Below are 14703 nucleotides of genomic sequence, written 5' to 3'. Positions count from 1 at the left end.
ATTAAAACCAACGAAAACTCAGCTCAATTGACAAAATTTCCAAAATTATTAATGCCGGCGCATATCGATCGACGTTTTTCCATTCGCCAACAATCGTTTTCCTCTCTTTAGGTTGTACGCTCAAAATCGGCCGCAGTTCCGTGCACGGAGGCTCACAGAGCGAACGGACCTCCATCCACTCTGGAACAGGGTGACCCAAAATATTCAGGATAGTAGATGGAAGTTCGATATACTGAACATTTTCATTACGTGTTCCTTGAATTTTCCCATAAGCCATAAGGAAGACGCGTGATTAGAGGAATTTTCTCGGTTATCCAGAATCGAGCATTTGCCGCCTTTTGGGCATCAAAAAATCTCAGGGGGTTAAAATTTGGTTCATCCGGTCGAAACATTAAAATGTTCTCAATATGTTTTTCATTCCACAGGAATCTATAAAATGAATAAGTTAATCAATACGTTAAACTGGAACCTATAAGGAAACAGCCGCCGTGAGTTCATCGGTCCGGGTATCAACCGGCACTATATTTTGATATTTTTCGACCAGTCTCTGGTTATTCCGAATATTCCTGACGTAAACATGCGATACCTTATCCGCGTATATCAAATGCCAACCCGGCATTTCCCACAGCAAAGAAGAAATCGGCGACGAAGGATTCACCATCATCCAGGTGATATCGTGTTTTTCGATGATGTCCTGCCAGCCTTGTTTGGCTTTAATCACGGTATCATACGCTTTGAGATGATCTTCTCCATACATATCCGCCCGACCGTCGATGAAGACCTTGTACCTGGGCCAAGTGGAATAAATGATGAAATCGCCTGTTTCATATTCATTGAACATATTGCCGGGAATGTCTTCGGAGTTGATGAATGCCATGGCGTTCATTGGTTTGAGTTCAGGGTCGAAACCATGGGTTAGACGCTCCGAACCGGCGGCGGTTATTACGAGGATGACAACGATGACGGGCCATAAAGCCCCTTTGGCCTGGGCGTCTGTTTGCCGGCAGCGTGCCGATCTCGTATGGAAAAAGATGCCGATCTTGCTGTTGGGGTTTTCAATCATCGGTCTGACCAGGCCAAGTAAAATGGGAAAAACAATGATACAGAACAATGGGACATGCCTGACCGACGTCAGCGACATGCTCAAAAAAACCAGAATCGAAATTAATGCATAGGGTTTCAATCTGTTTTTGGAAAGCGCTATGAGCGTGATCGATAACAGAACCGAATATTTAAAAAATGAAAGCAGCACGGTGTGAAAATTCGGGGACTGGAATTCACCGATATAATTGATCATGAAGTCTTGTGAGATCAGTTGGAAAGGAAAAATGAGGATGTGCCAACCATAGGGATTTATAAGACAGACGAGGACGCAGAAAAGGGTTACAGAAAAAAGATCGATCATTTTTTGTCGTAAAATGTTCCGATCTTCTCCCGACATCCGCACATATTCCACGAGGTTTCCAAGTATACAAATGCCGTTCAGGATAAAGCCGACGAGAAACCCGCCGTGCAGGTTGACCCAGAACACCATGATCAAGGGCATGAAACAGAGGCTTGACAAGTTTCTGTCCGGGGATTCCTGGTGTTTGTGGAGCAAATAATACCAGATCACCGTAAACAAAAGGGTAAAAGCATGAGGCCTGGCCAGCCAATGGACCGCGGAAGAGACGGTCAGTAACAATACGAGGGCTACGGAAATGAATATGTTATCGTTTTCGGCAACAAACAGTTTAAACAACAGACTGTAAGTCAAGGATATGATCGATGCAAAGAACAGCACCACCCCGGTGAGCCCGGCAATGCTATGGATGCTTTCCATAATGACGGCGGAAAGCCATTCATGGGCGGTAAAAAAAAGGGGTGGAGATATGAATGAAAAAGGGTCGTTCTTGGGGATGGCGAGGTTTTCCATGATGTATTCGCCGATGCGAATGTGAAATCCGGTATCTCCGTCATTCAAAAGCCCATTTTCCGGGAAAACCGATAAAACAATAAACAGGGAAATAAAAAAAACATTTGTAATCGAGGGAATGAGGTAGGGTGAAATTTTTTTCCAGTTCAATGATCTCTCCAGGGTCTCTTGTGGTGCAGTATCGTCGTTGCCAGGCTGAAAATGTAACTGGTTTTCAATATTCACGCATCACAGCCGAATCAGGTTATCCCGAACTGGCCCGCGGCAAAACTGAATCGTTTGTGTCCGATGAAATTCGCCAAAAACCCAACTGAAATACCGATGCCGTGACAACAGCCTTCGGTCCCTGTCTTGATGATCTGCCCCCAATTGACGGCTGCTGTTTCGTTCAGGGCCGGATAGACCGTTTCGGGCGACAACAACATGGGAAAGATATTCTCTACGAGCTGGAACGTGCCGGTGGATACGCCCCACACCAGCAACAGCCCTCCATGGGCAACAAGTGCAAATTTACCGATCATCAATCCGTCTACCTGGGCTGCACCAAAGGCCCTCTTGTAGGAAAAGAGAAAAACGATGATCATCCCCACATAATTCGCAATGATAACGCTCCATCCAAACTCCATCCATTCCGCAAAAAGAAAACGCGAGAAAAAATTGGCGAGTGTTCCGGCCACAGCGGCCTGGAAATATCGAAACGCCTGCAGCGATGTTTCTTTCCCGACAATCATATCTTGCCGATCTTCCGTGAGAGACGACAGGATTCTGGAACGTCGTCAAACCCGATATAATTTCTGGCGATATAGAGCGGTCGCCCCTTTGTCTCTTCAAAGACGCGCCCCAGATATTCGCCGATGACGCCGAGAGAGATGAGAATGAGCCCCCCCAGAACCAGCATGACCACCATTAACGACGTATAACCGGGGACATCCCGGCCGAAAATGAGCGTTCGGAAGGTCAGAAAGGCGGCATAGGCAAAGCCGATGAAGGCGATCAGCATGCCCAGGTAGCTCCAGATGCGCAGCGGGAGGGTGCTGAAGCTGGTGATGCCGTCAAGAGCGAAATTCCAGAGTTTCCAGGTGTTCCATTTCGATGTGCCGTTCATACGTGCCGGCCGGTCATATTCGACGGCGGTCTTTCGAAATCCCACCCAGGCGTATAGCGCCTTGGTAAACCGAACCCGTTCGGGAAGATTGTTCAGGGCGTCGAGTGCCGGTCGACTGATCAGTCGAAAGTCGCCGGCATTGGGGGTGAGCCGTTTGCCGCAAAGGGCGTTGAAAATCCTGTAGAACAAATCCGCCGTGAGGCGTTTGAACAGCGTATCGGCATGACGCCGCCGCCGGACGCCCAGCACCACGTCATATCCTTCTTCCCACTTGCGCAGAAAATCGACGATGATTTCAGGCGGGTCCTGGAGATCGACATCCATGGGGATCACCGCATCGCCGGAAGCCGCCTGGAACCCCGCCGCCATGGCAAGCTCCTTGCCGAAGTTTCTCGCCAGATCGATGATCTTGATGCGGGGGTCTGCGTCTCGCGCTTCCAACAGAATATCCAGGGTGTTGTCTTCGCTGCCGTCGTTGATGAAGATGAGCTCGAATCGGTAGGCTGATTCCGCGTCAAGGATGGGATAAACAGTATCCAGAAAACAGGGAATCGCGGCCTCTTCATTGAAAACAGGGATAATCATGGATATTTTCATAGGCGTGCTTTTGGATCGAACGCGTGCAGGTTCATACCTGAAACTTCTCCGTGTTGAAAACGCAACGCAGTCTGCATCCTTATGGGAAAATTTTCAACAATTTTTGGCAATTCATGACGAATTTTGGCGTTCTGCAATTTTTTATGATGCCTTTTTGGTAGAATTCATCAACATGGAGTTCGCTGACCGCCGATGACAATGGCGCTGTATTCCATTGCTTTTCACCCGAACAAACTTTTTTGCGATTGCAGTGTGTGGATTTTAGCGCCGTTTGACCGTAAAAGAAAAGCAAGATCTTTGCCACATATTCAAAACGCCTCGTCATCAACCCTGATTTCAAGGGCAACACCCACCCCCCTGATAAAATTCCAAACCCCAAGCACCAAACCCTGAACCCCTTAAAACCCTTAACACTCTAACACCCTTAAAACCTTAATCACTTAAACACTTAACCCCCTTTCTTCCTCCCTCCCCCCCTCCAATTCTCCGAACCCTCTCCCCCCCACCCCCCCCCTCATACGCCGTGACAAAATCCTTTTGGCGGAAGGGGACCTCGTCCTCCTTCATCATGCGGAGGCGGGACCAGCCGCCGATTCTGCGGACGGCGGTCTGGATGCCGTCGTCGTCGAAGGGCATGGATGCGGCCTCGGCGCTCTTTCCGGCCTTGACCAGGGCGTAGACCGTCTCCCACGCCGCCAGGGCCCGGTCTTTCTGGTTTCCCTCCACCGCCGCGAGGATCTCCGCCAGCTTGGGGAAGAAGCGCTGGGTGCGCAACAGATGCCGCAGGGCCGCCTCCACCGCGGCGATGGGGTAGCGCCGCAGCTCGGCCCACCAGATCTCCATCTGCTGGACCGACATCTCCCGGTCATGCTCCACGGCCAGGGTGGTCACGGCCGCGTGGAACCGATCGAAATCCGTCGGGCTCATCGCTCGGCTCCCTGTTCCCCGCCCCCGCCGAAGAGCTTCTGCGCCACCCGCATGCCCGCCAGGGCGGTCTGATACCCGGCCCGGCTCACGGCTTTGCCGTCCGGCAGGGTTACCACCCCAGCCTTCCGCCCGGCCCCGGGACGGGACACGGGTCCCCGTTTCGGGCTTCGGGTGAGCCAGAAGTTCACGTGGCGGCCGAACCCGACCCGGCTCTTGCGGCGGTCGGGATTGGCGATGTTCCAGTCCCGGAGGCGGGAGAGCTCCCATGCCACGTCGGCGTCCGGAAAACGGGCCTGGAGATCCGCCACCCCTGCCTGGGTGATGCCGGCAAACCCGTCCCCGGCCCGGAGCGGAACGGTAAGGATCACGTCGTCCCCGGGATCGAAGGCGTCAGGGCGGAGCCCAAAGAGAATTCTTCCCTTCTGATCCTTCTTCTCATTCTGGTTATTCTTGTTAGTTGCGCCTGCTTTGTGGCAGGTTTGCGGCAGGTTTGCGCCTGCTTTGCGGGAAGCTTTGCGCACGGCAGGGGAAGGCCCCTGATAAGTCTCCCATTTTAAAATGGTAATCCGCCGTCCGCAGCGTGTGCTTTCGCTTGCGGCAAATCCGAGTTTTTCAAATTTTCGGAGCGCGGAACGAACATTGTGCAGACTGATGCCGCGGCCGGCCCGCTCCTGGATCGCGGAAAGGGAGGTCACGAACTGCCCCGGCATGACATCGAACTCTTCTCCCGCCCATTCCCACTCCCCAGTCTCGTGGTTCGCCATCAACAGGAGCGTCATCAGAACGGTTTTGTGCTCCGGCGTGGAATTCTTCCAGATGGGTTTGTCCAACAGCTTCCGATACACCTTGATCCAGCTTTCGTTTCTCACAGGATGCCTCCTTCGGGGCCGGCGTGCCCCGAGACAAGGTTGCGGGCCCAGGCAGGGCCCGGGAAAAAGGGTCGGGGAACTTTCCGACCCTGACGTACGGTCGACAGGGATCTCAATAGCATAAAGGTGGGGGGGTGGTGCGAAAGGGGGGAAAGGGGGCCCTTCGGGTTGGTGGTGGGTAGGGTTTTAGGGTTTTAGGGTTTTAGGGTTTTAGGGTTTCAGGGTTTTAAGGTTTTAGAGTTTGTTGGAATTTTTGGGCTTGGGTGCGGAGGTTTTGGGGCCAGTTTTCGGCCAGGGGGTCGGCGATGGCGATTTCGCCCTGGACGGCGTTTGCGATGACCCGGGCGCTTTTGGTGGAAAACTGGGGCTGGACGAAGATGACCTTGACGCCGGCGGTTCTGGCGGTTGCGATCAGGTCCATCACCTGGGCCGGCTTGGGCGCCTTCCCCTCAAGTTCGATGGCGATCTGCCGGAGGCCGTAAGCAGCCGCAAAATATCCCCACGAGGGATGAAACACCATGAAGGCTTCCCCTTGCCGATCCTTGAAAACGGTGAGGAGCTCCTGATGGAGGGCCTCTATCTCTTCCAGGAAGGCCCGGTAATTCGCGGCATAGACCGATGCGTTCCCGGGGTCAGCGGTCGAGAGGGCCTCGAGAATGTGGCGGGCCTGGATCTTGACCAGCGGCGGCGATAGCCAGACATGGGGGTCGAGGGACGTGCCGGCCTCGTGTTGGTGGGCGTCGGGTTCAGGCGCCCGGTCCGAGCCATGGACCCCGGAATGGCGCCCCTTGGCGTCCGGCGTCTTGCCGTGCTCCCCCTCGTGATGATGGGCCGCCATGGGGATTTTTTGGATGCCCGCGTCGGTGTGGACGATCCGCATGCCGGGGTTGGCGGCGGCGATCCTGTCGAGCCACGCCCTTTCGAAGGGTACGCCCACGGCAAAATAGATGCGTGCCTGGGAAAGGGCCGCCATCTGACGCGGTTTGGGCTCGTAGGTGGCCGGGCCGGCACCGGGCGGGACCATGACGTGGACGTCGACAAGATCTCCGCCGATCCGCTCCACGAAATATTTCTGGGGCAGGATGCTGACAAAAACGGCGGTTTCGGATCCGGCCGGGAAAGCGGTCGACATTGATCCGACGACGGCCATGAAAACCATGAAGACAGCGCGATGCAACATGAAGGCACACCTCTCGAGATGAGTGCTCTACTTTCGATTTTCATAGGCCGGTGCCGGGAGGATACGGCCCGCGCCCCACGCGGTTTCGTTCACCATCATGAAAGTCGAGAGTTGAAATGCGTATAAAAACAGATGCCCCTGCCCGGGACGAACCCACGCGGGAGCGTATACTGAAACCACACATTGTTCGATACCCCAATTCAGGGATTCCCGTCAAGACGCCGCCGGGATCCTCCGCCTTTTCATCGCCTTTTGAAGAAAACGAGTTCCCAGAACCCGCCGCACACATCGTGGCGGAGGATATAGAGGGCGTCGTCATCGCCGGTCACCTTGAAATAGCGATGGTCCGGCCCCATCCAGCGATCCTGGATCTCCCGGACGGCGACGGCATGGTCGCCGATGCGAAACCATCGGGGCGTCTCTTCGCCCCGGTACCCCGCATAACAGTGGACCTCGATCCGCTTCAGATGATCGGTGTTCGGCATGTCGCTCCTTTCCCAAAGGCCTGGAAGAAAGCCGTGAGGGGCGTCAATGGGTCTTGACGGAGATCCCGACGCCCAGCCGGGCCTCCGCTTCGGCCTGCCATCGGCGGGCCTTGCGGGATCCGTACTGGGTGATGTGGCTGTTGAAAAACGCCGCCAGACGATCCCCCACGGCACGGCGCTCGGCTCCGGAGAGGCATTTCCGGGGGTCCACGCGCCCGGGGCCGGCGCTTTTTCGGGCGGCCAGGCATCGGTACAGGAAGATGCGGTCGTATTCACTCCGCAGCCGGAGGCGCCCGATCTCGTTGAGGGCCGCCAGAAGGGTGGCCTCGGAGAAGGGAAACCGCCGGACCATCTCCGTCAGCTCGGCGCCGAAGACCCAGTTGGCCTCCCGATAGCGAAAGTCGCCGCCGAAGATCCCCGCGGCCTCGCTCCCGACGATGAAGACCATGTCGTGGAGCAACCCCAGGGCATACCGGTTGGCGACATGGGACGATAGCTTTTTCGCGCCGGACTTGGCCAGCTCCCCCAGGGCCCATGTCACGCCCAGGGTGACAGGGTTCCCGCCCAGGCCGTAGCGCCCCAGGTAGTAGACCGGCCGAAAAAAATGCCAGTAGGGGTTGGCGGCCTTGTAGGCCCCGTAGATCCTGAGCCCTGTCTGGACGCTGTCGTGAATGTTCCGGATATTGTAGCTCTTGATATCGAGGGGAAGCTGTTCCAACACCACCAGCATCTGGAGGGCGATGCGGTTGACGGCCCTCAAGAGCAGCTCGATGTTGGTTTCGAGGAGGGGGTTTTCGGAATCGGGTCGGTAGATCCGGGCCACCGACTCCATCAGGACCGCCATGTCCAGGGTCAGGCGACCTTTTTCAAAGTGACCGTCCTTGATGTAGGCCTTGTTTTTGATGTCGTCGAAAAGCTGCTCGGTCCGTTCCCGAATCAGCGTCAGCACCGCCTGGTCTTTCTGCAGATGTTCCGACGACGTATCGTCCGGGGCCGCCGGCCGGCTTTCAACGGCGAGCCCCTCCGGGAACTCCATCCACTCGTGAAAGGTCATGAGTTTCTGGAAAAGGTCGGCCTCCCGCTGCCGGATCACCTGGGACCGGCGGTCCAGGTCCGCTTCCATGGCTTTTTTCGCACTCTCGAACCTGGATTTTTCGTCCATGAGTTCGAGGCGATCGTCAAGGGTACGGATCTCCTCCGCCGTCAGATCTCTTTTGAAGAAAAAGGCGCCTGCCAGGGCCGATACCCCGCCAAGCCAGAGGATCCACCGCAGGGGGCCCAGGGCCTCCGCCGCGTACCCGGCGACCCCCCAGATGATCAGCACCCCGACGACGACCGCTGCGACGGGATAGGCGTACCAACGGACACGTTTCACCGTAACGACACCATGGGGATTTTCAGAGCGGCATCAACTCCTGGCCATCATCCGCATCTCCGAACGGTATTCACGGTAATAGGACATGACCTTGTTGATGTAGCTGCGGGTTTCCTTGTAGGGCGGAACCCGTCCGTAATGCCTGACCCGTTCGATGCCGGCGTTGTATGCGGCAAGGGCCAGCCGGATATTGCCCTTGAATTGATCGAGGAGATGTCTGAAATACTTGGTTCCGCCGTGGATGTTGTGCTTGGGATTGAAGCTGTTTTTCACCCCCATGGCCCGGGCGGTTCCCGGCATCAGCTGCATCAGCCCGCGGGCGCCTCTCCTGGAAACGGCCCTGGGGTTGTAACTGGATTCCGCCTTGATGATCGCCTTGATCAACGCCGGGTGGACATCGTGGCGATGGGCCGCCTCCAGGATGATCTTGTCGTAGGCGTTTTCCGTCTTCCTGGCGATGGTGATGGATGCCGTGTTCGTGCCGGCATCGCGATGGTTCACGGTGGGATCGGCGGCGGAGAAGGGACGGCCTTTTGCACTGGGAATTTCAGTGAAGAAACATGCCGTTGCGATGCAGAAGATCAGCAGCCATAATTTTTTCGGGGGTGAATGTGAAATACCTCCTGTATCGGACGCTGAAGGTTCAGATGATGATGTCATAAGGTTCCTCCTTGCCATCGGTTGCTTTGCCGTGCAGCGTGGTTGCCTCCCGAAAACAATGCGGCCGTCCGAATATGGGCGGCGGCATTCGAAGCGGGAGTCATCCCGGCAAAACCCCGTGACGGTAGTGAGTTGCCGATTTTCCGTCGTACATCCGGGGCGGGAAAACGGTTTCAGGATGCTCTGTTTCCGGCGCCCCGCAAAAATCTGGGTCCTCTCAAATTAAAAAAAAATTTCAATCGACTTTCGGTGTTCGGAAGGTTGAAGACGCCCATTCGGTCTTCTCCGGCTTTCCGCCGCCGTTATGAAAGTCGAATCGAGAATTTCAATAATTCTTCAACTTTTGGTGCTCGGCAGCCATACCCTGCCGACGCGGCTTCCCGAAGAGCGTCTCAAAAATAAATAGTTGAATAAAGCCTTTTAAAAAAAGTATAGATTTTTATCCTGTTAAGGCCGATAAATCAAGAAATTTAATCCTCATGAATTCTAATCAGTTATGGGGTATTAGATGAATCATAAGAAAAATCTGTGAAAAATTACCCGTTTTTCTACGTCCTTTTGGTGAAAAATGCATTGTTCAGAACCATACCATATGTAATAGATGATAATTTTTGCAGATCCTCTGTAACGATCCGCCTCCGTTATTTTCAAAACCCCTTCCCTGCCTGAAGCGGCACCACATTGACAAGGGGTCCGGCATCGCATATAGTCCCTCACCTTCATGCAGGGCCCGGGGAGACACCCTTGCCGGGCCGGCCGAACGAACGGCGCCGGTGCGCCGGACCGGTTCCCGAACCTGAGTCCGGAAAACCCCTAGAGAGGTTTCAATGATCCGAATCGAAAGCCTGAGAAAAGACTACAAAAACGTTCAGGCGCTGAAGGGGGTCACCCTCCATGTTCCCGAGGGCGAACTCTTCGCCTATCTGGGGCCCAACGGCGCGGGAAAAACCACCACCATCCGGATTCTGACGGGACTCACCCGGCTCACAGGAGGGGCGGCCTTCCTGAACGGGTTCCACATCGAAAAAGAGACCCTCGCCGCTAAGAGACAGTTCGGGCTCGTTCCCCAGTCGGCCAACCTGGACCAGGAACTCACGGTATTCGAGAACCTCGACGTTCACGGCCGGCTGTTTCACATGCCCCGCGAGGAGCGGCGGCGTAAAATCGACGAACTCCTGGGGTACATCGATCTCCTGGATCGGAAACGGACCCCGGCCAAACAGCTCTCCGGCGGAATGAAGCGCCGGATCATGATCGCCCGGGCCCTGGTGCACTCGCCGCGGATTTTGTTTCTCGACGAGCCCACGGTGGGCCTCGACGCGGGCATTCGCCGGCGGATCTGGGCGCTGATCAAAAAAATTCAACAGGGGGGCACCACGATCTTCCTCACGACCCATTATATCGAGGAGGCCGAGTTCCTGGCGGATCGCGTGGCGTTTCTGGACGAGGGCGCCATTGTAGCCATCGACACGCCCCCGCGGCTCATCTCGCGGATCGGGGTCTGGGCCGTCGACCGCGTGCGGGAGGGAGAGATGGAAACGCGTTATTTCAACACCCGGGAGGCGGCCAAAAACCATGTCGCCCATCAGGAAGACAGCTTCAGTCTGCGGCGGGTCAACCTGGAGGATGCCTTTCTGGCGTTGACGGGGAAAAAAGTCAAATGATCCGGGGATGGCATGCGGTCTACTACCGGGAGCTTCTGATCCTGAAGCGGCGCCTGTGGCGAATGCTCGCCTCCATGTCGGTGTCGCCCCTGCTCTACCTGATCGCCTTCGGGTATGCCATGGGGGGGCACATCCACGTGGAAGGCCGGGCCTACACCGAATTTCTGATCCCCGGCCTGGTGGCCATGAGCAGCATGACCCAGGCCTTCGGCATCGCCAGCGAGATCAATATCGCCCGGTTCTACTGGCATATTTTCGAGGAATTCCAGGCCGCTCCCATCAGCAACATGGCCTACGTGACCGGAGAGGTGCTGGCGGGGATGACCCGGGCCCTCATGGCCGTATGCGTCATCCTCGTTCTGGGGGCGTTCTTCGGGGTTTTCCTCTCCTACACCCCCCTGTTCTGGGCCGCCGTCCTCCTGAACAGCTTCGTCTTCGCCTCCCTGGCCGTCGCCTTGGCGATGCTGGTCAAGTCCCATGCGGATCAGGCCATGATCAACAGCTTCGTCATCATTCCCATGGCTTTTCTGGGGGGCACCTTCTTCCCGGTGGAGCGTCTGCCGATGTGGGCGCAGAAGCTCCTGGCCTTCCTGCCCCTTACCCACGCCGCCAGATCCATCCGGGCCTCCGCCTTCGGCCATACGCCGTCACCGGTCGGCTACGGCATTCTCCTCGGCCTGGGGGTGATCTTTTTCTTCGCGGCCTTCCGGTGCGTCAACAAGGCGAGGGATTGACGGCGGGCGCAGCCGCCGGGGCCGATACCGCGAATCGAGGACGACGATTTTCCCCCGGTCGGTCTCGCAGCGGATCAGGCGCCCGATGCCCTGCTTCATTTTGATGTTCGTGTCGTAGCGATATCTCTCCCAGAAGTCCCTGGCGGGCAGGAGATGCTTTCGGGCCGTCTGGATGGGGTCGTTGGGCGGGGGATAGGGAATGCGGGTGATGATCACCTGGGTGAGGGTGTCGCCTTTGAAGTCGACCCCGTACCAGAAGGTGTCGACCCCCAGAAGCACGCTCTCCCTGACGGCCCGGAATTCGTCGCAGAGGTCCGCGGTGGGCTCGCCGGGCCGCTGGACCAGCAGCGGGTACGGTAGCGCCTCCAACGCCCCGCCGATGTTGTCGAGGATCTGCTCGAGATCCCGGTAGCTCGAAAAAAGAACCAGGGTCCGGCCCTGGTTGGCCCGGATAAGCTCCGGCAGGGCGTTCGAGACCGCCGCCACCCAGGCGGCCTTGTTGTCGTATTTTCCACTGGCCGCGCCGGGCGGGACGATGATCTCCGCGGCATCCCCGGGAAATGGGGAGGGAATCCGTTCAAAGCGGAACGCCCTGGGGGCGGCGGCTTCCTCGATGGTCGGCGACGGGGCCATGCCGGTGATATCCCTGAAGCTCTCGAAGCGATCCCGATGGCAGAGAGTGGCCGCCGTGTAGACGATGCATCGCTTCCTGCCGTAAATCTGACGGCGGATCAGGTCCCCCACCGCCACCGGGTGGGCCGCAACGAACCAGTGCTTCCGGAAGATCCGATAGACCGTGACCGTATTTTCCGAGACGACGGCCTCCCGAATTCCCTTCAGGGTTCCCGCACACTCTTCCAGCAGCTCGAGATGGATCGCCATGTGTCGCCGGGTCTTTCGGTCCAGGTTCGCCGCGTCGAAAAGCGTGTCGTCCTTCACCCAGGCAAAACCGCGGACAACGGTTTCCACGGCGGCGTGAAGGGTCTCCACGCGGCACCTCAGCCCGTCGTCCGCAAAGACCGGATGATCGTGGTGGAGGGTGTGAACAGCGCCCCGGGCAGCGGCGGAATCGATGGAAAGCAGGCCGTCCCTGAAATCCGCAAGGGCCTCCCGGAGGGATTGAAGGTCGGCCGTGATCCCCGCGGCGGCGGTGTTCGTCTCCGGCATCCCGTCCGGAAGCGATCGAAGGCGATGGGCCAGGCCGTCGGCCGCCGCCTTGATATCCCGGGAATGGATCGCCAGGGCAAAGGCATTCCGGACAGCCGGCTCGAAATGGTTGGCCTCGTCGATGATATAATTGTCGAAGCATCCCCCGAGAAGCGGATCCCGATCCAGGAGCGCCAGCTTGTGGTGGTTGGTGATGACGAGGTCGGCGGCCCCGGCCTGGGCCGTGACGACCTGGGCCGGACATCGAGTGTGGGACGGCGGGCATCCGCTGCCGGCGGAGACGTCCCTCAACATCCGGCCGAACCGTCCTCCGGCGTCGAGATAGCGTCGAATCCGCACCCCCACCGTGCCGATCTCGGCCTGCCTGAAGCGAAACGCGGTGACAAGGCAATAGAGCCAGGAGAGAAGGTCTTCGCCGGTGAGGGCGTCGTCGTACAGGTTGTCGAGTTTTTCGACGCAGACGTAACTGGTTTTCCCCTTGAGCAGGACGATACGGATGTCGGGATAGACCGGCAAAGTCTGACGGATGAAGGCGATCTCGTTGTGGAACAACTGCTCTTGGAGGCTCTTGGTGTAGGTGGAGACCACGATCCGCTCACCCGGGTTCAGCCTGAGATATTCCATGGCCGGCAGGAGATACCCGAGGGTTTTTCCGGTCCCGGTTCCGGCTTCGATGGTCAACACGGCGGCGTCGTTGAGGGCATCGGCCACATGGCCGGCAAATTGGACCTGTTCCCGACGGTATGTGAACCCCGGCGCCGACGCCGAAAGATCGCGGTACAGGTTCTCGAGATTTTCCCGTGAGATCCTGCCAAGGGGCCGTCGGGCCTTGGGCTTTTCCGCCGCTTTTTCGACGCGTTCCAGAAACCGTCGCCAGTCGGCGGTGTCGAACTCTTTCGAGGGGTTGACGCCTTCGCCGAAATAATCCTTAAAACGGCGATGAAGCCCTATCCAGGCGCTCCCGAAAAGGGTGCCGCTTCTGGCCATGAACCGGCGAAGCACCGGCGCGTAAGGCGTATGATCGTCGGCAAGGCAGGACCCGGATATGTGCCGCGCCAGATCGATGCAGAGGTCGAGGCCCTCCTCCGGGCTGAAGCCGACCGTGTCCCGCTCCCTTCCCGTCAGGTACTCCCACAGGCTCTTGAGGGTGTGGGACCGCAGCTCGGGTACGAAGAACTCGGCCGCAAAGCCGACGTCGACGAAACGCGCCGTCCCTGAGAGGGCCGAGAGTTCATCGATGACGCCGTAGTCATCCAGGGCCATGAAGAAAGGGGTTCCGTCGAGGAATGCCTGAAGCTGCCGGGAGACCGCCCCGGCGGAAGGCGCCGCCGCCGTCATTTCCCGGGAAACACCGGAGGCGTAGCGCTCACGGGCCGTCATGCGGGGGTAATCGATCAGGGACGTGAAGGTTTTCCGCCCGCCCCCCGGTTCCAGGACGGCCGCGGCAACGGCATAGATGCGCCGCCCGTCGACGGGCGGCCTGCCGGCGTGGACAAAGATGAAAGCCACATTCCTGATGATGTCGGTAAAAGAATTGAACACTGGCGAAACAGGGGCTAAGCATTGAAAGATAAGAAACCGGATGCCCATCAGCCTATCGAATGACGGAGGGTTTATCAGAGCCCGCCAAAATTGTCAATTTTTCCCTTGTCTTGCCGTTTTACCATTGTTAGCGTTTTCCCGGAAAAACACCGTTCTTGATCAATCCGTTGATTCGGTGTATAATAAAAATTATATTTGGAGGCTGAAGGCTAAAGTACAGAAGGCTAAAGGCTGAAGGCTGAAGGCTAAAGGCTGAAGACCGAAGGCTGAAAGGGTTTAAACGGATTGTTTGTTGGTTCGGGGATAGTGGGTTATGTGATTAAGTGGTTATGGGGTCAGTAACTGTTAATTCAAAATTCATAATTCAAAATTCATAATTATGAATTGCAGATCACGCCGCAAAGTGTCGCGGCCGTCACACACGCACCCCTTCAGCCTTCAGTCTTCAGCCTGATCCTTTACTAACCCCGCCCTGATCCGCGT

General features: G+C 57.0%; 13 protein-coding genes. 3 read left to right on the top strand and 10 right to left on the bottom strand.

The annotated features are described in order from the left end of the window. Positions 1 to 469: 469 nt before the first annotated feature. The 3 genes from dmul_RS09530 to dmul_RS09520 all read right to left on the bottom strand — a co-directional run bounded on the left by dmul_RS09530 (position 470) and on the right by dmul_RS09520 (position 3605). Entirely contained in the window at positions 470 to 1546 is a 1077-nt protein-coding gene (locus dmul_RS09530; RefSeq protein ID WP_144016411.1) for a hypothetical protein, read from the bottom strand. Between the two features lie 608 nt (positions 1547 to 2154). Continuing rightward, positions 2155 to 2646 carry a GtrA family protein gene (locus dmul_RS09525; RefSeq protein WP_020878082.1) on the bottom strand — a complete coding sequence of 164 codons (492 nt, stop codon included), beginning with the start codon at positions 2644 to 2646 and terminating at the stop codon, positions 2155 to 2157. Further along, positions 2643 to 3605: a glycosyltransferase family 2 protein gene (locus dmul_RS09520; RefSeq protein WP_020878083.1), complete on the bottom strand. Its 963-nt coding sequence runs from the start codon at positions 3603 to 3605 to the stop codon at positions 2643 to 2645. Before dmul_RS09520 ends, dmul_RS09525 begins: the two co-directional genes overlap by 4 nt. Here dmul_RS09520 and dmul_RS09515 point away from each other — a divergent pair. Further along, positions 3604 to 3813, top strand: coding sequence for a hypothetical protein (locus dmul_RS09515; RefSeq protein ID WP_040416018.1), 210 nt, complete (start codon positions 3604 to 3606; stop codon positions 3811 to 3813). The two genes, dmul_RS09520 and dmul_RS09515, sit on opposite strands and share 2 nt — an antisense overlap. A gap of 236 nt (positions 3814 to 4049) precedes the next feature. Here the strand turns inward: dmul_RS09515 and dmul_RS09510 are convergent, their stop codons facing one another. From dmul_RS09510 to dmul_RS09485, 6 genes are all read right to left on the bottom strand, one after another. Beyond that, positions 4050 to 4544: a DUF6475 domain-containing protein gene (locus tag dmul_RS09510; RefSeq protein WP_020878084.1), complete on the bottom strand. Its 495-nt coding sequence runs from the start codon at positions 4542 to 4544 to the stop codon at positions 4050 to 4052. After that, positions 4541 to 5413, bottom strand: a complete 873-nt coding sequence (locus tag dmul_RS09505; RefSeq protein ID WP_020878085.1) for a hypothetical protein — start codon at positions 5411 to 5413, stop codon at positions 4541 to 4543. The genes dmul_RS09510 and dmul_RS09505 overlap by 4 nt, the downstream gene beginning before the upstream one ends. Before the next feature lie 226 nt (positions 5414 to 5639). After that, on the bottom strand, positions 5640 to 6593 hold the full coding sequence (locus tag dmul_RS09500; protein WP_020878086.1) for a metal ABC transporter solute-binding protein, Zn/Mn family: 954 nt from the start codon (positions 6591 to 6593) through the stop codon (positions 5640 to 5642). 242 nt (positions 6594 to 6835) lie between these two features. Continuing rightward, the gene (locus dmul_RS09495; RefSeq protein WP_020878087.1) at positions 6836 to 7078 is read right to left on the bottom strand and encodes a hypothetical protein; all 243 of its coding nucleotides are present in this window, start codon (positions 7076 to 7078) and stop codon (positions 6836 to 6838) included. Between the two features lie 43 nt (positions 7079 to 7121). Beyond that, positions 7122 to 8453 (bottom strand): hypothetical protein, encoded by a 1332-nt coding sequence (locus dmul_RS09490; RefSeq protein WP_020878088.1) that lies wholly within the window; start codon positions 8451 to 8453, stop codon positions 7122 to 7124. A 33-nt stretch (positions 8454 to 8486) separates the two neighbouring features. Then, on the bottom strand, positions 8487 to 9113 hold the full coding sequence (locus dmul_RS09485) for a lytic transglycosylase domain-containing protein (protein WP_020878089.1): 627 nt from the start codon (positions 9111 to 9113) through the stop codon (positions 8487 to 8489). Positions 9114 to 9940: 827 nt separating this feature from the next. Here dmul_RS09485 and dmul_RS09480 point away from each other — a divergent pair. Both dmul_RS09480 and dmul_RS09475 read left to right on the top strand, forming a co-directional pair. After that, the gene (locus dmul_RS09480) at positions 9941 to 10777 is read left to right on the top strand and encodes an ABC transporter ATP-binding protein (RefSeq protein WP_020878090.1); all 837 of its coding nucleotides are present in this window, start codon (positions 9941 to 9943) and stop codon (positions 10775 to 10777) included. Further along, complete coding sequence (locus dmul_RS09475; protein ID WP_020878091.1) at positions 10774 to 11511, top strand: ABC transporter permease; 738 nt, start codon at positions 10774 to 10776, stop codon at positions 11509 to 11511. The genes dmul_RS09480 and dmul_RS09475 overlap by 4 nt, the downstream gene beginning before the upstream one ends. Here the strand turns inward: dmul_RS09475 and dmul_RS09470 are convergent. Beyond that, complete coding sequence (locus dmul_RS09470) at positions 11425 to 14187, bottom strand: ATP-dependent DNA helicase (RefSeq protein WP_159449702.1); 2763 nt, start codon at positions 14185 to 14187, stop codon at positions 11425 to 11427. The genes dmul_RS09475 and dmul_RS09470 overlap by 87 nt on opposite strands. Between the last annotated feature and the right edge of the window lie 516 nt (positions 14188 to 14703).

Origin of the sequence: Desulfococcus multivorans, from assembly GCF_001854245.1 — a bacterium.
In the GTDB taxonomy this organism is placed as follows: Bacteria; Desulfobacterota; Desulfobacteria; order Desulfobacterales; family Desulfococcaceae; genus Desulfococcus; species Desulfococcus multivorans.
The sequence above is the reverse complement of the archived record's forward strand: the minus strand, read 5'-3'. Positions and strand labels throughout refer to the sequence as shown.